Origin of the sequence: Trabulsiella guamensis ATCC 49490 (assembly GCF_000734965.1) — a bacterium.
In the GTDB taxonomy this organism is placed as follows: domain Bacteria; phylum Pseudomonadota; class Gammaproteobacteria; order Enterobacterales; family Enterobacteriaceae; genus Trabulsiella; species Trabulsiella guamensis.
On the sequence record NZ_JMTB01000062.1, the window covers coordinates 37228 to 60261 of the forward strand.

Sequence of the window (23034 nt, forward strand, 5' to 3'; positions counted from 1 at the left end):
CTTTTCTTTTTCTTTGAGGAATATCCAATGTCTTTAATACTTAATGGCACTGACCATCACGGTAGCCCACACCTTTCCCTGAACAGTGGCGTACAGAGCACTTCTGCCTGGAGCCCCTTTGGGGCAACGATCAGTCAATCAGTCTCTTTACCCGGCTTTAACGGCGAACGCGCTGATCCCATTTCCGGTGTAACCCATCTTGGCAACGGTTATCGCGCTTATAGCCCGGTACTGCGCCGTTTCACTTGTCCTGACAGCGAAAGCCCCTTCGGCGTGGGCGGTCTCAACCCTTATGCTTATTGCGAAGGAGATCCGATTAACAACACCGATCCCAGCGGTCATGGCATCATTACATGGCTGATACGCAAAGTGCTCAGTGTCAGTATTCGTCTTGGCATCCACGCCGCTCAGGCCGATGCATTAAGCACATCAGTTGCGGCATATTCGGCACTTGAAACCGGCGTTGAAACAGGATTATCGATCGCCACTGGTGTGGCGTCTGGCATCACGCGCGCAACGGGTAATGAGAAGGTGTCGAAAGCGTTAGGCTGGGCAGCGATGGGGCTTGGCATCGCGGCGACATTTGGTTTAGCAGAAGTCCTTGCCCCGAAAGTAGGCAAGAAAATACAGGGGGTGTGTCGCAGATTCAGCAGAGCCGCAGACCCTGAGCTGATAAGCTATGAATTAACAGAAGGTGTTGGTAACGCCATGGAATCAATACGCGTCGGGCCTTCAGCCAGTATCACTAATTTGCCCGCGCCCGCCTATGACACCCTCTTCTCAATGCTCGACTCGACGTCAACCCGTAGTTTTTTCCGGGCTATTTCTGGGGCTGAACACAGCGGAGTCTTAGATGAAAGCCTTCGCCCCCATCTGCGCCGGGCTGTCCGTTTTGACAACAAGCAGAAGATGCTGCAGACGCTCCGGGATTTTGAAAATGCGTCACAGGCAGAAATTGTCAAACCCAGATCCGCTCCAATGGCTATGGTCCATGAAGCGTGGTTACATCGAGCCAGTAACGGTCTCCATGTTGATGATCTCGCTGAAATTTTTGAAAGCGTAAACTATAATCCCCACATGCGTTTCTCAGCGCAACAAGGCGCCTATTTTCCGGGGGAAACCTTCAGGTATGACCATACAAATTATTTGCCACGCGCTTTTAACGGTCGCGATTTGACGTTTGATCCAAAACGAGGGAGGAAAGTAGTTAACCCCTGGCGCGGTTGATAAAACAAAAATTATAACCCCCACACCAGAAATGAACAGACTCTTTATTTATTGGCGGAAATTTACTGACGGGATTTTATAATCCCGTTGCTTGTTTATCCTTTAACAACATGCCGTAACGACAACCTTTAACTTCCCCTCCCGGGAAGTAATCAGTTCATCAACCAAAAGATCGCCAGGTTTTTCATGCTGTTCATAGGGTTACGAATTCTGAAATTCTTCTCTTATCCGTTTTTCATGAAGCAACTCACAAACACATCGTTAAGTATTGCTGTTAAATATAGTAGCAGTAATACTTACGTTATTATTAATAATTTGATCTTTTTCAATAGCTTACATGAAGTGCAGTAATAAAAACTCAAAAATCGATCATAATCAACAGCTTATGCTACAATTTCCCTGCCGTCTCAATAATAATTACTGGATATAAAAAATGATGATTTCTATTTCAGAATATTATGAAACAAGCGCAATTGCTCTCGCTATGAACAAGAAAACGTTTATTAACAATCGCTATTTTGGTCTTTTTATGGACATTTCAGGCCACGATCTCGACAGAGACGTACTGGCGTTTATCTTCAAACTCGACAATAACCAGATCATCTCCATTCCGGCCTATGACCACAGTATTAACTTTGTCTATGAGTTCGAGGACGGGCAGAAGAGTTATCTGAACCCTCTTCTGCACTGTTTGTTTGTGAGCGAATGAAAGGCATTACTGTATTAAATGAAGGTATTGAGTATGCCTTTGATTTTCTCCTTCTCATTGGCATACTCAGGTTTGAGACAGTGATAAGCTCTGATTTTTAAATTCACATTTTTTAATGGAATAACATCAACACCATCAACTTTAAACAAGGTTGCGAATTTCTCTGTCATTATGCAACATCCTTTACCCGAATGGATATTATACAGCATGCTCAGGAATTCCCAGTTATGCTCGATGAATTCAATATGGTTGAATTTATCCGCCAGTAAGTTTTTGAAGATTTCTTTTGAATAGTGCACATTGGTATCTTTCCAGACGAACAATTTCATTGCGCTTTCCGGGTCACGCTCTTTCGGTGCCAGCAGCACTAAATTTCCGCTGAACCATTCATCCCGCTGTACCGCATAGGACAACGAAATGTCACGCAACGAGAAGATAATGCAATTCGTGTTGTAGCGCAGATTATTAATGGCTGCCGGGTCAACCACGCCTCTTTCACAACGCGCTTTCAGGCCAGAGGACTCAATGACCATTACAATATGTTTAAAGACCAGTTCCGGAAACGTTACATCAAATAAAATCGCCAATTCCTTCGAGGTTTCTTTATTCTGGATCTCACTTTCCAGATCCATTAACTGCGTGTAAACAGAGCGAAACTTATTATAATATTCCCACGCCAGTTCAGTTGGTTCTAACTCGTTGTATTTCCTCTTAAACAGAATTCCTCCGAGGTAATCCTCCAGCTCACAAATCACTTTACTTAGCGGCGACCGCGTAATGCAGAGCGCTTCTGCTGCTTTTGCGAAATTCCTTAACTCCATTGTCACCATAAAGTAGCGCATTTTTTTTGACAGCAGATATCCCATAGGTCGCTCTTTTATTCATGTTTGTATTCTTAATACAATATAAGACACTGATCCACTTTCAACAATGTGCTAAAAAAGAGACAATCTTGTTCACTTTATGAAAATTTGCGTAATTGATATAAATCAAGAATTGAATTTATTTATCCTGCCTGGTTATTACAAATGCGTGACACTCATCACAAAATAAGCCCGCATTAAGATTTTACTCAACCGCTTATCCATAAACACAACCGCTTAAGCCGTCATACGACCACTGACGCTTTTACCTGCCAGTAATCACTTTCTTTCTGGCAGGATCACCCCTGTATTACTGTCACTATCTCTCCAACAACAAGTACTGATCCAATTTTCATTTATAAAAACCAGGTCTCACTATGGATACGAAAAAATTACTTAAGCACGTACCCTGGGCCATCCTCGGGATCATCGGCGCTTTCTGTTTGTCCGTCGTGGCGCTACGCCGCGGTGAACACGTCAGCGCCCTGTGGATAGTCGTCGCCTCGGTATCGGTGTATCTGGTGGCTTATCGCTACTACAGTCTGTACATCGCACAAAAGGTGATGAAGCTGGACCCTACCCGCTCAACGCCGGCAGTGATTAACAACGACGGCCTGAACTATGTGCCGACCAACCGTTACGTTCTGTTTGGACACCACTTCGCGGCCATTGCTGGTGCAGGCCCACTGGTAGGGCCGGTACTTGCGGCGCAAATGGGCTATCTGCCTGGCACCTTGTGGCTTCTGGCGGGCGTCGTGCTCGCGGGTGCGGTGCAGGACTTCATGGTGCTGTTTATTTCCTCGCGCCGTAACGGTTCGTCACTCGGCGAAATGGTCAAAGAAGAGATGGGCCGCATACCAGGCTCGATTGCGCTGTTCGGCTGCTTCCTGATCATGATAATCATCCTCGCCGTGCTGGCGCTGATCGTTGTAAAAGCACTGGCGGAAAGTCCGTGGGGCGTATTCACCGTCTGCTCGACTGTGCCAATTGCGCTGTTCATGGGCATTTACATGCGCTTTATCCGCCCGGGCCGCGTGGGTGAAGTATCGGTGATTGGTATTGTGTTGCTGGTCGCCTCCATCTGGTTTGGCGGCGTGATTGCGCACGACCCTTACTGGGGCCCGGCGCTGACCTTTAAAGACACCACCATCACCTTCGCGCTGGTGGGCTATGCGTTTGTCTCCGCACTGCTGCCGGTATGGCTGATTCTGGCGCCGCGTGACTACCTCGCCACCTTCCTGAAAATCGGCGTGATCGTCGGTCTGGCGCTCGGCATCGTGATCCTCAACCCGGATCTGAAAATGCCTGCGGTAACCCAGTACATCGACGGTACTGGTCCGCTGTGGAAAGGGGCGCTGTTCCCGTTCCTGTTTATTACCATCGCCTGTGGCGCCGTCTCCGGCTTCCATGCGCTGATCGCTTCCGGCACCACGCCGAAACTGCTGGCAAACGAAACCGATGCCCGCTTTATCGGTTACGGCGCAATGCTGATGGAATCGTTCGTGGCGATCATGGCGCTGGTGGCGGCATCGATCATCGAACCGGGTCTCTACTTCGCAATGAACACCCCGCCGGCGGGCCTTGGCATCACCATGCCGAACCTGCATGAAATGGGTGGCGATAACGCCGCGATGATCCTGGCGCAGTTGAAAGATGCCAGTACCCATGCGGCAGCGACTGTCAGTTCCTGGGGCTTCGTGATCTCGCCTGAGCAGATCATGCAGACCGCGAAGGACATTGGCGAACCGTCCGTCCTGAACCGTGCGGGTGGCGCACCAACGCTGGCCGTGGGTATTGCTCATGTATTCCACAAAGTACTGCCGATGGCAGATATGGGCTTCTGGTACCACTTCGGTATTCTGTTTGAAGCGCTGTTCATCCTGACCGCATTAGATGCCGGTACCCGTGCGGGTCGCTTTATGCTGCAGGACTTGCTCGGCAACTTCGTGCCGTTCCTGAAGAAAACCGATTCACTGGTCGCTGGCGTGCTGGGTACCGCGGGTTGTGTTGGCCTGTGGGGTTATCTGCTGTATCAGGGTGTGGTCGATCCGCTGGGCGGCGTGAAGAGCCTGTGGCCGCTGTTCGGTATCTCTAACCAGATGCTGGCTGCCGTCGCGCTGGTGCTCGGTACCGTCGTTCTCGTGAAGATGAAACGCACCAAATACATCTGGGTCACCGTGGTACCGGCGCTGTGGTTGCTGCTCTGCACCTCCTGGGCGCTGGGTCTGAAACTGTTCAGCACCAACCCGTCGCTGGAAGGCTTCTTCTTCATGGCTAACCAGTACAAAGAGAAGATTGCTGCTGGCGGCGCAAACCTCACCGCGCAGGAAATTGCTAACATGAACCACATCGTGGTGAACAACTACACCAACGCGGGTCTGAGCATTCTGTTCCTGGTGGTGGTATACAGCATCATCTTCTACGGTATCAAAACGTGGCTGAAAGCACGCGCTATCGACGCGCGTACTGATAAAGAGACGCCATACGTTCCGGTACCGGAAGGCGGCGTGAAAACCTCTTCACACCATTAATACGGTAACCATCAGCCCCGCTTCGGCGGGGCTTTGTTCTTATCAGGATGGCAAAATGTTTGGTAACTTAGGCGAAGCCAAAAAATATCTCGGTCAGGCGGCTAAAATGCTGATTGGCATCCCGGATTATGACAACTATGTCGAGCATATGAAGACCAACCATCCGGATAAACCGTACATGACCTACAGCGAATTTTTCCGCGAGCGCCAGGAAGCGCGCTATGGCGGAAGTGGCGAAGGCGGCGTACGCTGTTGCTAAAGGAGAGAACATGACACCTGTTGCAGTCACCCTGCTCACCGGCTTTCTCGGCGCCGGTAAAACCACCCTGTTGCGCCATATCCTCAACGAGCAGCATGGCTATAAAATCGCCGTTATTGAAAACGAATTTGGCGAAGTGTCGGTGGACGATCAACTCATCGGTGATCGCGCTACGCAGATCAAAACCCTGACCAATGGCTGCATCTGCTGCAGTCGCTCTAACGAACTGGAAGACGCCCTGCTGGATCTGCTCGACAGCCTCGATCGTGGCGACATCCATTTCGACAGGCTGGTGATTGAGTGCACCGGCATGGCCGATCCCGGCCCAATCATTCAGACCTTTTTCTCTCATGAAATCCTTTGCCAGCGCTATCTGCTGGATGGCGTGATCGCGCTGGTGGATGCTGTCCACGCCAACGAGCAAATGAATCAGTTCACGCTCGCCCAGTCGCAAATCGGCTATGCGGACCGCATTCTGTTGACCAAAACCGACGTTGCAGGCGACAGCGAAAAACTGCGGGAGCGCATTGCGCGCATTAACGCCCGCGCGCCGGTGTATACCGTGACACACGGCGATATCGACCTCGCGCTGTTGTTCGATACCAATGGCTTTATGCTGGAAGAGAACGTCGTGCAACCGACGCCGCGTTTCCACTTTATCGCTGACAAGCAAAACGACATTGCCTCCATCGTGGTCGAACTGGATTACCCGGTCGATATCAGCGACGTATCACGAGTGATGGAAAATCTGCTGCTGTCGTTTGCCGATAAACTGCTGCGCTACAAAGGCATGCTGTGGATTGCCGACGAGCCGAACCGCCTGCTGTTTCAGGGCGTGCAGCGCCTGTACAGTGCCGACTGGGATCGTCCGTGGGGTGATGAAACACCCCACAGCACACTGGTGTTTATCGGCGTTCAGTTGCCGGAAGACGATATTCGTGCCGCTTTTGCCGGGCTGAAGAAATAAGGTGCGGTCATGACTTCCGCGCGCGATATCAACCAGCGTTTTCTGCGCCCTGCCCATCTCCCGTGGGCAGAACTACGCAGCACTCAGCTGAGCCGACAAGCGTACAAGCGCCACCAGCATGCAGCGCTTTCGATTGGTGCCATCATTGAGGGGGAGACCTGCTGCGTCTGTGAGGGCCAGGAATACCGGTTGCGGCCGGGCGATATCATTGTCATCCCGCCGCATGTCGCGCACAGTTGTAATCCGGTAGCATCGCAGCCCCGCAGTTATCACATGCTTTATCTTGATGTGTCGTGGTGCCTGGCGCAATTCGCGCCAGCGACCTCGCTGCTCACCATCGACCAGCCGGTGATCCGTGATACCGGGCTGTTCGCACGTTATCAGGAGATCGTCGCGTTGATGGACGCTCCGCCGTCTCCGTTGCTGGCATCCCGCTTAACCTCGCTGTTTCAGGCGTTACCGTTGATTCCTGCCCCGCCGTCTCGCGCGCACTACGCGTCGCAACAGCTTAGCGATCATCTGTTGTCGAATCTTCACAAGCCGCTGGCGCTTGATGTGCTGGCGAACACCTTTGCCCTGCGCAAAGAGACGTTGATCCGCCTGTTCCGTCAGGATACCGGACTCACGCCCGGCGCGTTCCTCAATATTGCCCGCATCGAATACGCCAAATCACGTCTGCGCGCGGGTGAGGATATCGCTGATGTCAGTTATCAGAGCGGGTTTGCCGACCAGAGCCATTTCCATAAAACCTTCGTCAGCTACACCGCCGCCACGCCCAGGCAGTACGCCCGCGGCAGATCAATATCAGACAATAATTAATTCACGTCGCGCCTTAAGGTGAATTCAGGTTTTTGTCCTGAGGTCATCATGGAATCGTTGTCTGTGCTTTTCCCGTCCGCGTTTCTCGCGCTGGCGCTGTCGCATTTTGTCGCCCTGCTCAGTCCTGGCCCGGATTTTTTCCTGCTGACGGGGTACGCCATCCGCTACCGGCTGCGAGGAAGCGTCGGGCTTTGCCTCGGTATCGCTGCCGGAAATGGTCTCTATATACTGCTCGCCATTCTTGGCTGGAGCGCCCTGCGACAGTTCACGGTGCTGTTCACGGCCATCGAACTGGCCGGTGCGGCGTATCTGCTATGGATTGGCGTGCAATTGATTCGCTATGCCACCACGTCGCTGGCGCTGGAGAAGGTACAGAGCCATTGTCCATCGCTGCCCCGCCAGTTATTGCTTGGGCTGGGGTCTTCCTTGCTCAACCCGAAGAACGCACTGTTTTATCTGTCGCTCATGACCGCCCTGCTCGGCCCGAAGGTGACGCTACTACAACAAACTACCTGTGGCGTCTGGATGCTCTCGATGGTGCTGGTGTGGGATCTGCTGGTCGTTAAGCTTATCTCTCTGCCGCATACCCAGCGCTTTTTACAGCGTTATATCGGCTGGATTGAGCGCACCGCAGGTGTGGTGCTGATGGGGTTTGGCGGCTGGATTTTGTGGCGGTTTCTGATGTAAGCAGCGAAGCCGTCACTACAAAAATGCTCTGCCGCCCTCTATGCTTACCGGATGGATAAATTAGCTGAACTTAAACGCGCCCGGCGGCTGGCGCTGTCGCTGCTAATGGTAGCGGCGGCGATTTTTGTCACGACATTATTTCTGCCACCGGCCTGGTGGGTGAGCGCGCTCAAAGCGATGTCAGAAGCGGCAATGGTCGGCGCGCTGGCTGACTGGTTCGCGGTCGTCGCGCTGTTTCGCCACATCCCCATCCCACTTATTTCCCGCCACACGGCAATCATTCCCCGCAATAAGGACCGGATTGGCGACAATCTCGGCCGTTTCGTACAGGAAGAATTTCTCGATACGCAATCGCTGGTGACGCTGATCCAGCGCCACGAACCGGCGATGATGATCGGTACCTGGTTCAGCCAGCCGCAGAACGCGCAGAAAGTCGGGCATCATCTGGTGACCGTGATGGGCGGTTTTCTCGAACTGACCGACGATGCGCGCATTCAGGGCCTGCTGAAACGCGCGGTGCATAAGGCGATCGACAAAGTGGATCTCACTGGCACCAGTGCGCTGATGCTCGAAAGCATGACCAAAGACAACCGCCACCAGACGTTGCTGGACGCGCTGATCGCCCAGTTGATTGTGCTGATCCACCGCGACAGCACCCGGCGTTTTATTGCGAAGCAGATTGTCCACTGGCTGCAAACTGAGCACCCGCTGAAAGCCAAAGTGTTGCCCACCGAATGGCTTGGCGAGCACAGTGCCGAACTGGTCTCTGAAGCAGTGGATACGTTGCTGGATGAAGTGACCGTCGACAGCACGCACCAGATCCGTCAGGCGTTTGACCGCGCGGTACTGCGGCTTATCGAGTCGCTGAAAAGCGATCCACAACTGGCGCAGCGCGCCGATGACATCAAGCGGTACCTGAAAAATGACGCGGCATTTAACGGCTATCTCGGCGAATTATGGGCCGATCTGCGTCGCTGGCTGAAGGACGATCTCAAGACCGAAGACTCCCGCGTCCGGCAGCGCGTCGCCGAAGCCGGACAGTGGTTCGGCGAAACGCTGGTGGCGGATGACGCATTGCGTGCCTCGCTGAATGAGCATCTGGAGGAGGTCGCTCGCCGTGCAGCACCGGATTTCGCCGCCTTCCTCACTCGGCACATCAGCGACACGGTCAAAAGCTGGGATGCCCGCGAGATGTCGCAGCAGATCGAGCTTAATATCGGCAAAGATTTGCAGTTTATTCGCATTAACGGGACACTGGTCGGCGGCAGTATCGGGTTGATTCTCTGGCTGGTATCCCAAATTCCTGCGCTGATCGCCATACCGGTCAGGTAAAAGAGTTGCAACAGATTCCGCCCCTGGCTGTTTTCCCCGCACAAGGAGTACGTTTTTCATGCAACGGATGTTGTCTTTTTTTCGTCGCTATGCCGCTACGCTATTCTTCCCGATAGCGTTGATTATTTACGATTTTGCCGCCTATCTGACGACGGATTTGATTCAGCCAGGCATTATCCATGTGGTACGTGATTTTAACGCTGATGTCAGCCTTGCCCCGGCCTCTGTCAGCCTCTATCTGGCGGGCGGCATGGCGCTGCAATGGCTGCTCGGACCGCTCTCGGACAGGATTGGTCGCCGTCCGGTACTCATCACCGGTGCACTGATTTTTACCCTCGCCTGCACCGCCACGCTGTTTACCACCTCCATGGAACAATTTCTGGTGGCGCGGTTCGTGCAGGGTACCAGCATCTGCTTTATCGCCACCGTCGGCTACGTGACCATTCAGGAAGCGTTCGGTCAGACGAAGGGCATTAAACTGATGGCGATCATCACCTCAATCGTCCTGATTGCGCCGATCATCGGCCCGCTCTCTGGTGCCGCTCTGATGCATTTTATGCACTGGAAAGCGCTGTTCGGCATTATCGCTTTCCTTGGTTTTCTGGGCTGGCTCGGCCTGTTGCTGACGATGCCGGAAACGGTGCAAAGGGGCGTCGTACCGCTAAGTGTGAGCGGCGTATTGCGCGATTTCCGCAACGTCTTCCGCAACCGGGTTTTCCAGTCTGGCGCGGCTGTGATCACCCTGAGTTACATTCCGATGATGACCTGGGTGGCGGTGTCGCCAGTTATTCTGATCGACGCGGGCGGTATGACGACAGCGGAGTTTGCCTGGGCGCAGGTACCGATATTCGGTGCGGTGATTGTCGCTAACATGGTGGTAGCGCGATTCGTGAAAGACCCCACCGAACCGCGGTTCATCTGGCGGGCGATCCCCATCCAGCTGTTCGGTCTGTTGCTGCTCATCGCCGGCAATCTGCTGTGGCCGCACGTCTGGCTGTGGTCGGTCACTGGTACCAGTCTGTATGCGTTCGGCATCGGGCTGATTTTCCCGACGCTGTTCCGCTTTACACTCTTCTCGAACGATCTGCCAAAAGGCACGGTGTCCGCCTCATTGAACATCACTATTCTGAGCGGAATGGCATTGGCTGTTGAGGGCGCCCGCTGGTTGTGGTTCAACGGCGGGCGGATCCCGTTCCATCTGCTGGCAGTGGTCGCGGGGATTGCTGTGGTGTTTGCGCTGGCAGGATTGCTGCGACGCGTCCGGCAGCATAATGCGTCGCTTCCGGCGACGGAGAAATAAAAACAGGCCCCACAACGCGGGGCCATTTTTTTAAGCGATGCGTCCGAATCCGGCATCCAGATCAGCAATCAAATCCTCCACCGCTTCCAGCCCGATGTGCACCCGGACCAGCGTGCCGGTGAAGTCTACCGCCCCCGCCGGGCGGATCTCGTTCAGCTCTTCCGGCTGGTTTGCCAGAATCAGCGACTCAAAACCACCCCAGGAATAGGCCATATGAAACAGCGTAAAGTTGTCGAGGAAATGTGCCAGTTGCTCGTCACTCAGGCGCTTTTTCAGCACAAAGGAGAACAGCCCGGAACTACCGGAAAAATCACGCTGAAAATATTCATGCCCTGGGCACTGCGCCAGCGCCGGGTGATTAACGCGCGCCACTTCCGGCCGGTTCATCAGCCACCGGGCGATTTTAATGCTGCTTTCCTCATGCTGCCTGAGGCGAATCGCCAGCGTACGCAGGCCACGGCTGCCGTTGTAAGCGGTGTCGGCATCCAGCGTCTGCCCCATCAGATAGGAGTTTTCACGCAGTCGATCCCAACAACGGGCATTCGACACCGCCGTACCGAGCATGCCGTCGGAGTGGCCGATAGTATATTTAGTACCGGCCTGAATCGAAATATCGACCCCGAAATCCAGCGCCTTAAAGAGCACACCCGCCGCCCAGGTGTTGTCGATCATAATGACGATCTCCGGGTTAACCGAGCGGATCGCCTTCACCATCCCCGGCACATCCTGGACTTCCATAGTGATAGAACTGGGCGATTCCAGGAACACCACTCTGGTATTGGGGCGGATAAGATCGGCAATACCAGCACCGATCATCGGATCGTAGTACGTCGTTTCCACGTTGAACTTGCTAAGGATCTTTGTGCAAAAATCCTGCGTTGGTTCGTACGCTGCACCGGTCACAAGGATATGATCGCCGCTCTCAACAAACGCCAGGATCGCATTGGCTACCGCTGCCGCGCCGCACGGGTAGAGCGCGCATCCGACACCCCCTTCCAGTTCACTCATCGCTTTCTGGAAAGCAAAATGGGTATAGGTTCCGCGTCGCCCGTAAAACAGCTCGCCGTTCGCCCGGTTGGCGGTCGCGAATTTCTTCTCTTTCACCGAATTGAACACCAGCGAAGAGGCGCGCTGGATCACCGGGTTAACCGCCCCCTGGGTGTAACGTTTATCGCGCCCGGCAATCACCAACTGTGTTTCGAGCCTGATGGAATCTTTCATAACGTCTCCTGTGACATCCTTTTGATCCGTTTCGGAAATTTATAACGCTGCGGCCGTCTGTGAAGCTTCAGAAGCAGGCTGTTTTTTGCCTGTGAAGCGTTCGATAATTTGCGCCGCATTCAAATCATGAATCACATTAATCAGCGTGGCAGGCGCATCGGTAATCGTGCCCAGTACCACCAGCATCGGGATGGTCTCCATCGGCAGCCCTAATGTGGTGACGATGAAAATCTCACCGAGGAATGCGCCGCCAGGTACGCCGCCGACGATAATCGCGGAAAGCACGGCAATCAGCATGGTGAGGAAGAAGGTCTCTGTGGTGAATTCCATCCCCAGCACTGAGTAGATGAAGACGATTTTCAGCGCCGCAATCATCGCCACGCCGCCCTTATTCAGGTTCACCAGTAGCGGAAGAGAGACATCGACAATTTCCGGGTTGATCCCCATCGCTTTACCAGCACGAATGGTGACTGGCAGCGTTCCGAGAGAAGAACAGGTGCCGAGCGCGGTCACTGAGGGAGGGATCGCGTTGCGCCAGAAGGCTTTCACCGCAGGCATGCCACCGCCAATCCAGGAATAGACAATCGAGCCAAGCACGTAGTAGATCACTGTCGCCGCCATAAACAGAATGATAGCGCGGGCAAAGGTGAGCAGGATACTGGAGTCCTGACTGGCCATCGTCGCGGCAAAATAGCAGCCCAGCCCGACAGGCGCGACCGTCATGATGATGGAAACCACTTTCATGATCACCGTGTTAGCATCTTCCAGCAGCGAAGCGATGCGTCTGCCGGCACTGTCAGACTGACCAATCGCGATCCCGGCGATGATTGCCATCACAATCAGCGCCAGAATATTGGATTTTGAAAACAGCCCCACGAAATCGTGAGTCGTAACCATGCTGACAAAATCCATCTGGCCGCTGCCGGCCTCGACGGTTTTCGACAGATCGATCGTCACACCCTGCGCCGGGTTGTACCACAGCGCGAGCGCAACAATCCCTGCCGCCGGAATAAGCGCCATGGCGATCGAGACAATAAAAATAATCGCCATAATACGCCCCAGACGTTTCAGATCAGTCATTCTGGCGATGGATGACATCACGCTGATACCCACCAGCGGGACGATGATCATAAATAACAGGTTAAGGAAAATTTGGCCCAGGGGTTGAAGTTTTACGGCAAACGTTGGCGCATAAATTCCCAGAACGCCGCCGGCGATCAAAGCAAGTAATAAAATAATAGACGATCTGTAGGGTTCGAGTCGTGACCACATAACAGGCACCTTTTTAATTTAAATATTATTAACTGAGATAACATTCACACTTTTATTATCTCTGATGCGACTTCCTTTTATTCTGTGACGTACTTCACTTAAGTTGTCATCTTTTCATTTTGTCAGGAACTCATTTCCTGTGATTCAATAGTTGCATGTTTCAAATGGGATTGTAACGGGCTATTCGTACCGTTTTCGCAAATCACTTGTGAATGGAAGGAAACAATGAGCACCCCCATTTCGCTAAAGCATCTGGAATTTTTTGTCAGGATTGTCGAATGTGGCGGATTATCTGAAGCGGCATCACAATTAAATGTTTCCCCTTCTGCGGTCAGTAAAAGTCTGACTGCAATGGAAGATATTCTCGGTACAACGTTAATTAAACGCACAACAAGAAGCATTACTCTGACCGATGCCGGGCAATATCTTTTTAATCGCGCTAATAAATTACTAAAAGAATTCGATGAAACGCTAAATACCACCACCGGCTATTATCAAAATCCGCAGGGAGAATTACGCATTACCTGCTCTATTGCCTTCGGTTATGCGCGACTGGTCAATCTGGTGGATAAATTCCGTGGCCTTTGCCCGGACGTGAATTTATATATTGATCTGAATGACAACTTTGTGAATCTGAATGAGGCGGATTACGATATCGCCCTGCGTATTTCCATGGCGCCGCCGCAGAACTATGCCATGCGCAAACTCGCGCCCATCCGGTGGGCTTACTGCGCGTCGCCGGGGTATCTGCGCAAAAAAGGGATCCCGCAACGGCGAGTTGATCTCGTTGAACACGACTGTCTGGTTTATCCGGGTCTGACGCCGGTACTTAAAGTGGCGGACGATCAGGATCGGCTACACCAGTTGAAAGTACGGATGCCCATTCAGGCAAACAGCAGTCTGGTACTGTTGAAGTCGGTGCTCGAAGATCAGGGCGTCGCGTATCTGCCCACCTACCTGATTGGCGATCACATCCAGAAAGAGGAGATCACCCCACTGATGCTGGACGGCAATATTACCTGTGAAACACATGCGCTGTACGCGCTCTATTTTCCCAGCAAATACAGCAATCCGAAAGTGCGCGCGTTTATCGATTTCCTGGTGGAAGAACTGGCACCGATCCCCGCCTGGGACAGCTGGATACCGGGGTAAGAACGGAAATAAAAAGTCGCTGTTTTCAGCGGCTTTTTTGTTTTCTGAATCCCGTCGCAGATCAACATAACCACAAATAATTTACGGTTATAATGCTTGCTCTTTTCATCATCTCCCGTGTTACGGGGAAGGAAAAAGCATGTCACTCATCACCGAATTACCCGCCCTGTTTGATCAATTCTCAGAAGCTCGCCAGAAAGGCTTTCTCACCGTCATGGAACTGAAGGATCGCGGCATTCCGCTGGTCGGCACCTATTGCACCTTTATGCCGCAGGAGATCCCGATGGCCGCGGGCGCCGTGGTGGTTTCGCTGTGTTCCACCTCGGATGAAACCATCGAAGAAGCGGAGAAAGATCTGCCACGCAACCTCTGCCCGTTGATTAAAAGCAGTTACGGCTTTGGCAAAACCGACAAATGCCCCTACTTCTACTTTTCTGATCTGGTGGTCGGCGAAACCACCTGTGACGGCAAGAAAAAGATGTACGAATATATGGCGGAATTCAAACCGGTTCACGTCATGCAGTTGCCCAACAGCGCCGATGATGCCGCCTCGCGCGCCCTGTGGAAAGCGGAAATGCGCCGTCTGCAACAGGCCGTTGAAGCGCGTTTCGGCACCACGATTGACGAGTCTGCGTTACGCGACGCCATCGTGCTGAAAAACCGCGAGCGCCGCGCCCTGGCGAGTTTCTATCGCCTCGGTCAGCTTAACCCGCCCGCGCTGAGCGGCGTCGATCTGCTGAAAGTGGTCTACGGCGCCACCTTCCGTTTTGACAAAGAAGCGCTGATTGCCGAACTGGACGCGATGACCGCCAGGGTGAAAGCCGACTGGCAGGCCGGGAAACGGCTCGACGCTCGTCCACGCATCCTCATCACCGGTTGCCCGATTGGCGGTGCGGCGGAAAAAGTGGTGCGCGCCATTGAGGACAACGGCGGCTGGGTAGTCGGTTATGAAAACTGCACCGGTGCCAAAGCCACTGAACGCAACGTGGCGGAAACGGGCGATATCTGGGAAGCGCTGGCGGATAAATATCTGGCAATCGGCTGCTCGTGCCTGTCGCCGAACACCCAGCGATTAACCCTGCTGAGCCAGATGGTTGAGGAATATCAGGCAGATGGTGTGATCGACGTGATCCTGCAGGCCTGCCACACCTACGCCGTGGAATCACTGGCGATCAAACGCCACATTCGCCAGCGGCACAACATCCCCTACATGGCGATTGAAACAGATTACTCCACCGCTGATATCGGCCAGCTCAGTACGCGTGTCGCCGCGTTCATTGAAATGTTGTAAGGAGCGGGAATGTCACTGACAGTAGGCATAGATTCCGGTTCCACCGCCACCAAGGGCGTACTGCTGGAGGGGAGCACGTTGCTGCGGCGTTTCCTCTGCCCGACGCCCTTTCGCCCGGCGCTGGCGATAGAACAGGCATGGCATGAACTGAGCGACGATCTCGCGGAACGCCCATTTCTGACGCTCACAGGCTACGGGCGCCAGTTGGTCGATTTCGCCGACAAACAGGTGACCGAAATCTCCTGTCACGGTCTCGGTGCCCGCCTGCTGATGGCAGACACCCGCACGGTGATTGATATCGGCGGCCAGGACAGCAAAGTCATTCAACTGGACGAGGACGGCAATCTCACCGATTTCCTGATGAACGACAAATGCGCCGCCGGTACCGGGCGTTTTCTTGACGTCATTTCCCGCACGCTGGGCGCCAGTGCAGAACAGCTGGATGCACTGGTCGCGGGCGTTGAGCCTCACGCCATCACCAGTATGTGCACGGTGTTTGCCGAGTCAGAAGTGATTAGCCTGCGCTCGGCAGGGGTTGCGCCCGAAGCCATTCTCGCGGGCGTCATCAATGCCATGGCGCGGCGTAGCGCCAATTTCATCTCCCGCCTGACGTCGCAAGGGCCGGTACTGTTTACCGGCGGCGTCAGCCATTGCCAGGCATTTACGCGGATGCTTTCCTCACATCTGGGGGCGGACGTTAATACCCATCCCGACGCGCAGTTTGCCGGGGCGATAGGAGCGGCGTTGATCGGTCAGCGACAGCGAGGGCGATAATGGCGCATTACATTCTGCTGTTTCACTCAACGCTCGGCGTGGTTCAGACCCGCAAAAAACTGCAGGAAGCTGGCGAACCGTTTACGGTGAAGGATATTCCGCGCGGTCTGCGCGGCGGTTGTGGTTTGTGTATTCATCTGCACGGTGAAGATCCCGCGCGCTGGGTGATCCCCGGCCTGACGGAGAGCATTTACCGTTGCGACGAGGAGCATTTTCACCCCGTCGCACAGTTTCCGGCAGTGTGAACGTTATTCCACTTCATCGCGTTCGGCAGCCTGTGGGTTGCCCAGCGCGATAAACTCCTCCAGCAGCGCAGTCAGCTGCTGCATTTTCTCCGGCGTAAACTCCATTTCAATCTGCCGGTACGCCTCTTCTACTTGCGATTGCGCGTGCTCATATAACGCATAACCCGCTTTGGTCAGCGACACGTACAGCTTGCGCTGGTCGGTCACTGGCTTGAGGCGCAACACCAGTCCATCGCGCTCCATACGCGTCAGAATGCCGGTCAGGCTCGGGCGCAAAATGCAGGTGCGAAACGCCAGGTCGTGAAAGTCTATCGACGGATTCTCCGCCAGCACACGCACAATGCGCCACTGCTGTTCGGTGAGGTTATGCCGTTTGACGATGGGGCGAAAATAGCCCATTGCCGCTTCCCGCGCCTGTAACAACGCAATGGTTAACGAGTCATGCATTGCTGCTACCCCGTAAAATTCCAGCCATTATTAATAAGTAAATAATTCAGCCACGGCGCTTTTTCCAGCAACCTGCTTCAGGCTGAGAAGTGTATCAGATTTATAGAAAAAATATTAATTCCTTGAAAAATAACGACTACTATTTTCATATGTAAATTTTTCGTTAAACAGATCACAAATCATTCACCTTTAGTTGCCAAAAAGAGGCCAGCGGCATAAAAGATGATCATTAATATATTAATGAATTCACAGAACGGATTTGAGGAGTGGTGAATGAAAGGCACTGTTTTTGCCGTTGCGCTCAACCATCGCAGCCAGATTGACGCCTGGCAGCAGGCATTCCGGCAAGCCCCTTACAACGCGCCGCCAAAAACGGCGGTGTGGTTTATCAAACCGCACAACACGGTGATCCGTGGCGGCGAGGCGATCCCACATCCTGCGGGTGAAACGGTGCTGAGCGGCGCCACTGTCGCGCTGATCGTCGGTAAAACCGCAAGCCGGGTGAGCGTCGCCGATGCACCGGACTACATCGCGGGTTATGCGCTGGCCAACGAGGTCAGCCTGCCGGAAGAGAGCTTTTATCGTCCGGCGATCAAAGCGAAGTGCCGCGATGGCTTCTGCCCGCTGGGTGAAATGACGGCGCTTAACAACGTCGACAATCTGACCATCATTACTGACATCAACGGCCATGAGGCGGACCGCTGGAGCACGGCGGATTTACAGCGCAATGCCGCGGAACTGCTCTGCGCGTTGAGTGAGTTCGCCACCCTGCAACCCGGCGACGCCATTCTGCTCGGCACACCGCAACAGCGAGTGGCGCTTAAACCTGGCGATCGCGTACGCATTCTCGCCGAAGGCTTTCCGCCGCTGGAAAACCCGGTGATGGACGAACGCGACATCAGGAACGTTCGCACTGTTGAGCCGCGCCCGCACCCTAACGGCACGCTGTTTGCGCTCGGTCTGAACTATGCCGATCACGCCAGCGAACTGGATTTTAAGCCGCCGGAAGAGCCGCTGATCTTTATCAAAGCCGCCAACTCGTTTACCGGCGACAACCAGGTCTCCGTTCGCCCGGACAACGTTGATTACATGCATTACGAAGCCGAGTTGGTGGTGGTCATCGGCAAAACTGCCCGTCACGTCAGCCGCGAGACGGCGATGGATTACGTTGCCGGTTATACCCTTTGCAACGACTACGCCATTCGCGACTACCTGGAAAATTATTACCGGCCGAACTTGCGGGTGAAAAGCCGCGATACGCTGACGCCCATCGCCCCGTGGATCGTCGATAAATCCGCGATTTCCGATCCGCATAACCTCACCCTGCGTACCTGGGTTAATGGCGAGTTGCGCCAGCAGGGCACCACGGCTGATCTCATTTTCGACATCCCCTTCCTGATTGCGTACCTGAGCGAGTTCATGACCCTGCAACCGGGTGACATGATCGCCACCGGCACGCCGAAAGGGCTGTCTGACGTGGTGCCTGGAGACGAGGTGGTGGTGGAAGTGGAAGGCGTGGGCCGCCTGGTCAACCACATTATCAGCCAGCAGACGTATGAGGAGACGCTGAAATGAAAAAGATAAATCACTGGATTAACGGCAAAAACGTCGCCGGTAACGACTATTTCCACTCGACCAACCCGGCCACCGGCGAGGTACTGGCTGAGGTGGCATCCGGCGGAGAAGCTGAAATCAACGAAGCGGTGACCGCAGCAAAAGCGGCGTTCCCGAAATGGGCTAACCTGCCGATGAAAGAGCGCGCGCGCCTGATGCGCCGCCTCGGTGAGCTGATCGACGAAAACGTGCCGAACATCGCGGCGATGGAAACCGCTGACACCGGGCTGCCCATCCACCAGACCAAAAACGTGTTGATCCCGCGCGCCTCGCACAACTTCGAGTTTTTCGCCGAAGTGTGCCAGCAGATGAACGGCAAAACCTACCCGGTTGACGACAAGATGCTGAACTACACCCTGGTGCAGCCGGTCGGTGTCTGTGCGCTGGTCTCGCCGTGGAACGTGCCATTTATGACTGCCACCTGGAAAGTCGCGCCGTGCCTCGCGCTCGGCAATACCGCGGTGCTGAAAATGTCCGAACTGTCGCCGCTGACCGCCGATTGTCTGGGCGAGCTCGCGCTGGAAGCGGGCATTCCGGCGGGCGTGCTGAACGTGGTGCAGGGGTATGGCGCCACGGCGGGTGATGCGCTGGTCCGTCATCACGATGTCCGCGCCGTGTCGTTCACCGGTGGGACCGCGACGGGTCGCCGCATTATGCAGAATGCCGGACTGAAAAAATACTCGATGGAGCTGGGCGGTAAATCGCCGGTGCTGGTGTTTGAAGACGCCGATATCGAACGCGCACTGGATGCCGCGCTGTTTACCATTTTCTCGCTCAACGGCGAACGCTGTACCGCCGGGTCGCGCATTTTCATTCAGCAAAGCATCTACCCGGAATTTGTGAAGCGCTTTGCTGAACGCGCCACCCGTCTGCGAGTGGGCGACCCGACTGATCCGAACACTCAGGTCGGGGCGCTTATCAGCCAGCAACACTGGGATAAAGTTTCCGGCTACATCCGTCTCGGCATTGAAGAAGGCGCGACGCTACTGGCGGGCGGGCCGGACAAACCGGCGGACTTGCCCGCGCATCTTAAAAGCGGCAATTTCCTGCGCCCGACAGTGCTGGCCGATGTCGACAACCGTATGCGCGTGGCGCAAGAAGAAATTTTCGGCCCCGTGGCCTGCCTGCTGCCGTTCAAAGACGAAGCCGAAGGATTGCGGCTGGCGAACGACGTGGAATACGGCCTCGCCTCCTACATCTGGACCCAGGACGTCAGCAAAGTGCTGCGCCTGGCGCGCGGTATTGAAGCCGGAATGGTGTTCGTCAATACCCAAAACGTACGTGATCTGCGCCAGCCATTCGGCGGTGTGAAAGCCTCCGGCACCGGCCGCGAAGGGGGCGAGTACAGCTTTGAAGTGTTCGCCGAAATGAAAAATGTCTGCATTTCCATGGGTGATCACCCGATCCCAAAATGGGGAGTCTGAGATGGGAAAGTTAGCGTTAGCCGCCAAAGTCACTCACGTTCCGTCGATGTATCTTTCTGAACTGCCGGGAAAAAACCACGGCTGTCGCCAGTCGGCGATCGACGGGCATAAAGAAATCAGCAAGCGTTGCCGCGAAATGGGCGTCGATACCATCATTGTTTTCGACACCCACTGGCTGGTCAACAGCGCGTATCACATTAACTGCGCCGATCATTTCGCGGGAGTCTACACCAGCAACGAACTGCCGCATTTTATCCGCGATCTGACCTACGAATACGATGGCAATCCGGCGCTCGGTCAGCTTATCGCCGACGAAGCCATTACGCGCGGCGTGCGCGCCAAAGCGCACAACATCCCGAGCCTGAAACTGGAGTACGGCACGCTGGTACCGATGCGCTACATGAACAGCGACCGGCATTTCAAGGTGATCTCGATTTCGGCGTTCTGCACGGTTCACGATTTTGCCGACAGCCGCAAGCTGGGCGAAGCCATTCTCAGCGCCATCGAAAAATACGACGGTACCGTGGCAGTGCTCGCCAGCGGGTCGCTGTCGCATCGGTTCATTGACGATCAGCGCGCGGAAGAAGGAATGAACAGCTACACCCGCGAATTCGACCGCCAGATGGACGAACGCGTGGTGAAGCTGTGGCGCGAGGGCAAATTTAAGGAGTTCTGCAGCATGCTGCCGGAATACGCCGATTACTGCTACGGCGAAGGCAACATGCACGACACCGTGATGCTGCTCGGCCTGTTGGGCTGGGACAACTACGACGGCAAGGTGGAGTTTATCACCGACCTGTTTCCCAGTTCCGGCACCGGTCAGGTGAACGCCGTTTTCCCGCTGTCTGAGTAAGGAATAATCATGCCGCATTTTATCGCTGAATGTACCGAGAACATCCGCGAGCAGGCCGACTTACCGGGTCTGTTCGCCAAAGTGAACGACGCGCTCGCCGCCACCAGCATTTTCCCGATCGGCGGGATCCGCAGCCGCGCGCTGTGGCTCGATACCTGGCAAATGGCCGATGGTAAGCATGATTATGCCTTCGTACATATGACACTGAAAATCGGTGCAGGCCGTAGCCTGGAGAGCCGCCAGCAGGTTGGCGAGCAGTTGTTCGCGCTGATAAAAACTCATTTTGCCGCACTGATGGCGAGCCGCTATCTGGCGCTCTCTTTCGAAATCGAAGAGCTGCACCCGACGCTCAATTACAAGCAGAACAACGTACACGCCTTATTTAAGTAGCGCAGCGCCACCCGGCAATACAACAGGACATCGACATGCTCGACAAACACACCCACACCCTGATTGCGCATCGTCTGCATCAGGCGGAACAAACGCGTGAGCAAATCCGTGCGATCTCGCTCGATTACCCGACCATCACCATTGAAGACGCCTATGCCGTGCAACGTGAATGGGTTGACCTCAAAATTGCCGAAGGGCGCGTGCTGAAGGGGCATAAAATCGGCCTGACTTCCAAAGCGATGCAGGCCAGCTCGCAGATCAGCGAACCGGATTACGGCGCGCTGCTCGATGACATGTTTTTTCATGACGGCAGCGACATTCCGACCGATCGCTTTATCGTGCCACGCATCGAAGTCGAGCTGGCGTTTGTGCTGGCGAAACCGCTGCGCGGCCCGAACTGCACACTGTTCGATGTGTACAACGCCACTGACTATGTGATCCCGGCACTGGAGCTGATCGATGCCCGCTGCCACAACGTCGATCCCGAAACCCAACGCCCACGCAAAGTGTTCGACACCATCTCTGATAACGCTGCCAACGCCGGAGTGATCCTCGGCGGTCGCCCGATTAAACCTGATGCGCTGGATCTGCGTTGGATCTCCGCCCTGCTCTACCGCAACGGGGTGATCGAAGAGACCGGCGTCGCGGCGGGCGTGCTGAATCATCCGGCCAACGGCGTGGCATGGCTGGCCAACAAACTGGCGCCACATGACGTGCAACTGGAAACCGGGCAAATCATTCTTGGCGGCTCATTTACCCGCCCGGTGCCGGCGCGTAAGGGCGACACCTTCCACGTCGATTACGGCAACATGGGCGCCATTAGTTGCCGCTTTGTGTAAGGAGATGCGCATGAATAACGCCTTTAAAGACGCACTGAAAGCGGGTCGTCCGCAAATCGGCCTGTGGCTGGGATTGTGCAGCAGCTACAGCGCTGAACTGTTAGCCGGTAGCGGTTTTGACTGGCTGCTGATCGACGCAGAACATGCGCCCAACAATGTACAGACGGTATTAACTCAGTTGCAGGCGGTCGCGCCATACCGCAGCCAGCCGGTGGTGCGCCCGTCGTGGAATGATCCGGTACAGATCAAACAGTTATTGGATGTTGGCGCGCAGACGTTGCTGGTGCCGATGGTACAAAACGCTGACGAAGCCCGGCTGGCGGTTCGCGCCACCCGTTATCCGCCCGCCGGTATTCGCGGCGTGGGCAGTGCGCTGGCGCGGGCATCACGCTGGAACCGCATCCCGGATTATCTGCAACACGCCAACGACACCATGTGCGTGCTGGTGCAAATCGAAACCCGGGAAGCGCTGAAAAACCTGCCGCAAATTCTCGACGTTGATGGCGTGGACGGCGTGTTTATCGGTCCGGCAGATCTCAGCGCCGACATGGGTTTTGCCGGAAATCCGCAGCACCCGGAAGTGCAGGCCGCCATTGAGCGCGCCATCGCGCAAATCCTGAGCGCCGGCAAAGCGCCGGGCATTCTGATGGCTAATGAAACGTTAGCGAAACGCTACCTTGAACTCGGCGCGCTGTTTGTCGCCGTCGGGGTGGATACCACCTTACTCGCCCGCGCCGCTGAAGCGTTAGCGGCGCGTTTTATCGATACACCGGTTATGTCAGGCAATAACAATAAATCCGTCTACTAACCGTACGATG

The 23034-nt window shown here is 54.6% G+C and carries 23 protein-coding genes; 19 read left to right on the plus strand and 4 right to left on the minus strand.

What is annotated here, in order from left to right; translation table 11 throughout:
• Positions 1-27 precede the first annotated feature (27 nt).
• Positions 28-1227, plus strand: a complete 1200-nt coding sequence (locus GTGU_RS24510; protein WP_072011944.1) for an RHS repeat-associated core domain-containing protein — start codon at positions 28-30, stop codon at positions 1225-1227.
• Positions 1228-1660: 433 nt separating this feature from the next.
• Entirely contained in the window at positions 1661-1936 is a 276-nt protein-coding gene (locus tag GTGU_RS09005) for a hypothetical protein (RefSeq protein WP_038155913.1), read from the plus strand.
• Positions 1937-1950: 14 nt separating this feature from the next.
• Here the strand turns inward: GTGU_RS09005 and GTGU_RS09010 are convergent, their stop codons facing one another.
• A complete protein-coding gene (locus tag GTGU_RS09010) occupies positions 1951-2802 on the minus strand; it encodes a LysR family transcriptional regulator (protein WP_038155916.1) in 852 nt (283 codons plus the stop codon).
• A gap of 374 nt (positions 2803-3176) precedes the next feature.
• Here GTGU_RS09010 and GTGU_RS09015 point away from each other — a divergent pair, with 374 nt between their 5' ends.
• The 7 genes from GTGU_RS09015 (at position 3177) to mdtM (ending at position 10694) form a co-directional block, all read left to right on the plus strand.
• Complete coding sequence (locus GTGU_RS09015; protein WP_038155918.1) at positions 3177-5330, plus strand: carbon starvation CstA family protein; 2154 nt, start codon at positions 3177-3179, stop codon at positions 5328-5330.
• Between the two features lie 55 nt (positions 5331-5385).
• A complete protein-coding gene (locus tag GTGU_RS09020) occupies positions 5386-5589 on the plus strand; it encodes a YbdD/YjiX family protein (RefSeq protein WP_038155920.1) in 204 nt (67 codons plus the stop codon).
• A 10-nt stretch (positions 5590-5599) separates the two neighbouring features.
• Positions 5600-6556 carry a GTPase gene (gene yjiA, locus GTGU_RS09025; protein WP_038155922.1) on the plus strand — a complete coding sequence of 319 codons (957 nt, stop codon included), beginning with the start codon at positions 5600-5602 and terminating at the stop codon, positions 6554-6556.
• Between the two features lie 9 nt (positions 6557-6565).
• Positions 6566-7375, plus strand: a complete 810-nt coding sequence (locus GTGU_RS09030; RefSeq protein WP_038155923.1) for a helix-turn-helix transcriptional regulator — start codon at positions 6566-6568, stop codon at positions 7373-7375.
• Between the two features lie 57 nt (positions 7376-7432).
• The gene (locus tag GTGU_RS09035) at positions 7433-8062 is read left to right on the plus strand and encodes a LysE family translocator (protein WP_038156035.1); all 630 of its coding nucleotides are present in this window, start codon (positions 7433-7435) and stop codon (positions 8060-8062) included.
• Between the two features lie 51 nt (positions 8063-8113).
• Entirely contained in the window at positions 8114-9394 is a 1281-nt protein-coding gene (locus tag GTGU_RS09040; protein ID WP_038155925.1) for a DUF445 domain-containing protein, read from the plus strand.
• Between the two features lie 67 nt (positions 9395-9461).
• Complete coding sequence (gene mdtM / locus GTGU_RS09045) at positions 9462-10694, plus strand: multidrug efflux MFS transporter MdtM (protein WP_211252864.1); 1233 nt, start codon at positions 9462-9464, stop codon at positions 10692-10694.
• Positions 10695-10724: 30 nt separating this feature from the next.
• On the opposite strand, the gene metC is transcribed toward mdtM, so the two are convergent.
• Both metC and GTGU_RS09055 read right to left on the minus strand, forming a co-directional pair.
• Positions 10725-11915, minus strand: coding sequence for a cystathionine beta-lyase (gene metC / locus GTGU_RS09050; protein ID WP_038155928.1), 1191 nt, complete (start codon positions 11913-11915; stop codon positions 10725-10727).
• A 39-nt stretch (positions 11916-11954) separates the two neighbouring features.
• Complete coding sequence (locus tag GTGU_RS09055) at positions 11955-13187, minus strand: dicarboxylate/amino acid:cation symporter (RefSeq protein ID WP_038155931.1); 1233 nt, start codon at positions 13185-13187, stop codon at positions 11955-11957.
• A 225-nt stretch (positions 13188-13412) separates the two neighbouring features.
• On the opposite strand from GTGU_RS09055, the gene GTGU_RS09060 reads away from it, so the two are divergent.
• The 4 genes from GTGU_RS09060 to GTGU_RS09075 all read left to right on the plus strand — a co-directional run bounded on the left by GTGU_RS09060 (position 13413) and on the right by GTGU_RS09075 (position 16649).
• Positions 13413-14339, plus strand: a complete 927-nt coding sequence (locus GTGU_RS09060) for a LysR family transcriptional regulator (RefSeq protein ID WP_038155932.1) — start codon at positions 13413-13415, stop codon at positions 14337-14339.
• A gap of 139 nt (positions 14340-14478) precedes the next feature.
• Complete coding sequence (locus tag GTGU_RS09065; protein ID WP_038155934.1) at positions 14479-15630, plus strand: double-cubane-cluster-containing anaerobic reductase; 1152 nt, start codon at positions 14479-14481, stop codon at positions 15628-15630.
• Positions 15631-15639: 9 nt separating this feature from the next.
• Positions 15640-16404, plus strand: a complete 765-nt coding sequence (gene yjiL, locus GTGU_RS09070) for a putative 2-hydroxyacyl-CoA dehydratase activator YjiL (protein ID WP_038155936.1) — start codon at positions 15640-15642, stop codon at positions 16402-16404.
• The gene (locus GTGU_RS09075) at positions 16404-16649 is read left to right on the plus strand and encodes a putative Se/S carrier protein (RefSeq protein WP_038155938.1); all 246 of its coding nucleotides are present in this window, start codon (positions 16404-16406) and stop codon (positions 16647-16649) included. Before yjiL ends, GTGU_RS09075 begins: the two co-directional genes overlap by 1 nt.
• 3 nt (positions 16650-16652) lie before the next feature.
• On the opposite strand, the gene hpaR is transcribed toward GTGU_RS09075, so the two are convergent.
• The gene (hpaR, locus tag GTGU_RS09080) at positions 16653-17096 is read right to left on the minus strand and encodes a homoprotocatechuate degradation operon regulator HpaR (RefSeq protein ID WP_038155940.1); all 444 of its coding nucleotides are present in this window, start codon (positions 17094-17096) and stop codon (positions 16653-16655) included.
• 273 nt (positions 17097-17369) lie between these two features.
• On the opposite strand from hpaR, the gene hpaG reads away from it, so the two are divergent.
• From hpaG to hpaI, 6 genes are read left to right on the plus strand one after another with little or no spacing between them, the layout of a single operon-like run.
• Entirely contained in the window at positions 17370-18671 is a 1302-nt protein-coding gene (hpaG, locus tag GTGU_RS09085; RefSeq protein WP_038155942.1) for a 4-hydroxyphenylacetate degradation bifunctional isomerase/decarboxylase, read from the plus strand.
• On the plus strand, positions 18668-20134 hold the full coding sequence (gene hpaE / locus GTGU_RS09090; RefSeq protein ID WP_038155944.1) for a 5-carboxymethyl-2-hydroxymuconate semialdehyde dehydrogenase: 1467 nt from the start codon (positions 18668-18670) through the stop codon (positions 20132-20134). The genes hpaG and hpaE overlap by 4 nt, the downstream gene beginning before the upstream one ends.
• 1 nt (position 20135) lies before the next feature.
• Positions 20136-20987 (plus strand): 3,4-dihydroxyphenylacetate 2,3-dioxygenase, encoded by an 852-nt coding sequence (gene hpaD, locus GTGU_RS09095; RefSeq protein WP_038155946.1) that lies wholly within the window; start codon positions 20136-20138, stop codon positions 20985-20987.
• Positions 20988-20996: 9 nt separating this feature from the next.
• Positions 20997-21377, plus strand: a complete 381-nt coding sequence (locus GTGU_RS09100) for a 5-carboxymethyl-2-hydroxymuconate Delta-isomerase (RefSeq protein ID WP_038155947.1) — start codon at positions 20997-20999, stop codon at positions 21375-21377.
• 35 nt (positions 21378-21412) lie between these two features.
• On the plus strand, positions 21413-22216 hold the full coding sequence (hpaH, locus tag GTGU_RS09105; protein WP_038155949.1) for a 2-oxo-hept-4-ene-1,7-dioate hydratase: 804 nt from the start codon (positions 21413-21415) through the stop codon (positions 22214-22216).
• Between the two features lie 10 nt (positions 22217-22226).
• The gene (hpaI, locus tag GTGU_RS09110) at positions 22227-23024 is read left to right on the plus strand and encodes a 4-hydroxy-2-oxoheptanedioate aldolase (RefSeq protein WP_038155952.1); all 798 of its coding nucleotides are present in this window, start codon (positions 22227-22229) and stop codon (positions 23022-23024) included.
• Positions 23025-23034 lie beyond the last annotated feature (10 nt).

Coding starts and splice junctions, on each gene's coding strand:
- GTGU_RS09055 (WP_038155931.1), bottom strand. CDS start 13,187: ATGTGGTCACGACTCGAACCCTACAGATCGTCTATTATTTTATTACTT.
- GTGU_RS09075 (WP_038155938.1), top strand. CDS start 16,404: ATGGCGCATTACATTCTGCTGTTTCACTCAACGCTCGGCGTGGTTCAG.
- GTGU_RS09040 (WP_038155925.1), top strand. CDS start 8,114: ATGGATAAATTAGCTGAACTTAAACGCGCCCGGCGGCTGGCGCTGTCG.
- metC (WP_038155928.1), bottom strand. CDS start 11,915: ATGAAAGATTCCATCAGGCTCGAAACACAGTTGGTGATTGCCGGGCGC.
- hpaE (WP_038155944.1), top strand. CDS start 18,668: ATGAAAAAGATAAATCACTGGATTAACGGCAAAAACGTCGCCGGTAAC.
- hpaH (WP_038155949.1), top strand. CDS start 21,413: ATGCTCGACAAACACACCCACACCCTGATTGCGCATCGTCTGCATCAG.
- hpaR (WP_038155940.1), bottom strand. CDS start 17,096: ATGCATGACTCGTTAACCATTGCGTTGTTACAGGCGCGGGAAGCGGCA.
- GTGU_RS09065 (WP_038155934.1), top strand. CDS start 14,479: ATGTCACTCATCACCGAATTACCCGCCCTGTTTGATCAATTCTCAGAA.
- GTGU_RS09010 (WP_038155916.1), bottom strand. CDS start 2,802: ATGGGATATCTGCTGTCAAAAAAAATGCGCTACTTTATGGTGACAATG.
- yjiA (WP_038155922.1), top strand. CDS start 5,600: ATGACACCTGTTGCAGTCACCCTGCTCACCGGCTTTCTCGGCGCCGGT.
- yjiL (WP_038155936.1), top strand. CDS start 15,640: ATGTCACTGACAGTAGGCATAGATTCCGGTTCCACCGCCACCAAGGGC.
- GTGU_RS09030 (WP_038155923.1), top strand. CDS start 6,566: ATGACTTCCGCGCGCGATATCAACCAGCGTTTTCTGCGCCCTGCCCAT.
- hpaD (WP_038155946.1), top strand. CDS start 20,136: ATGGGAAAGTTAGCGTTAGCCGCCAAAGTCACTCACGTTCCGTCGATG.
- GTGU_RS09005 (WP_038155913.1), top strand. CDS start 1,661: ATGATGATTTCTATTTCAGAATATTATGAAACAAGCGCAATTGCTCTC.
- mdtM (WP_211252864.1), top strand. CDS start 9,462: ATGTTGTCTTTTTTTCGTCGCTATGCCGCTACGCTATTCTTCCCGATA.
- GTGU_RS09060 (WP_038155932.1), top strand. CDS start 13,413: ATGAGCACCCCCATTTCGCTAAAGCATCTGGAATTTTTTGTCAGGATT.
- GTGU_RS09015 (WP_038155918.1), top strand. CDS start 3,177: ATGGATACGAAAAAATTACTTAAGCACGTACCCTGGGCCATCCTCGGG.
- GTGU_RS24510 (WP_072011944.1), top strand. CDS start 28: ATGTCTTTAATACTTAATGGCACTGACCATCACGGTAGCCCACACCTT.
- GTGU_RS09100 (WP_038155947.1), top strand. CDS start 20,997: ATGCCGCATTTTATCGCTGAATGTACCGAGAACATCCGCGAGCAGGCC.
- hpaI (WP_038155952.1), top strand. CDS start 22,227: ATGAATAACGCCTTTAAAGACGCACTGAAAGCGGGTCGTCCGCAAATC.
- GTGU_RS09020 (WP_038155920.1), top strand. CDS start 5,386: ATGTTTGGTAACTTAGGCGAAGCCAAAAAATATCTCGGTCAGGCGGCT.
- hpaG (WP_038155942.1), top strand. CDS start 17,370: ATGAAAGGCACTGTTTTTGCCGTTGCGCTCAACCATCGCAGCCAGATT.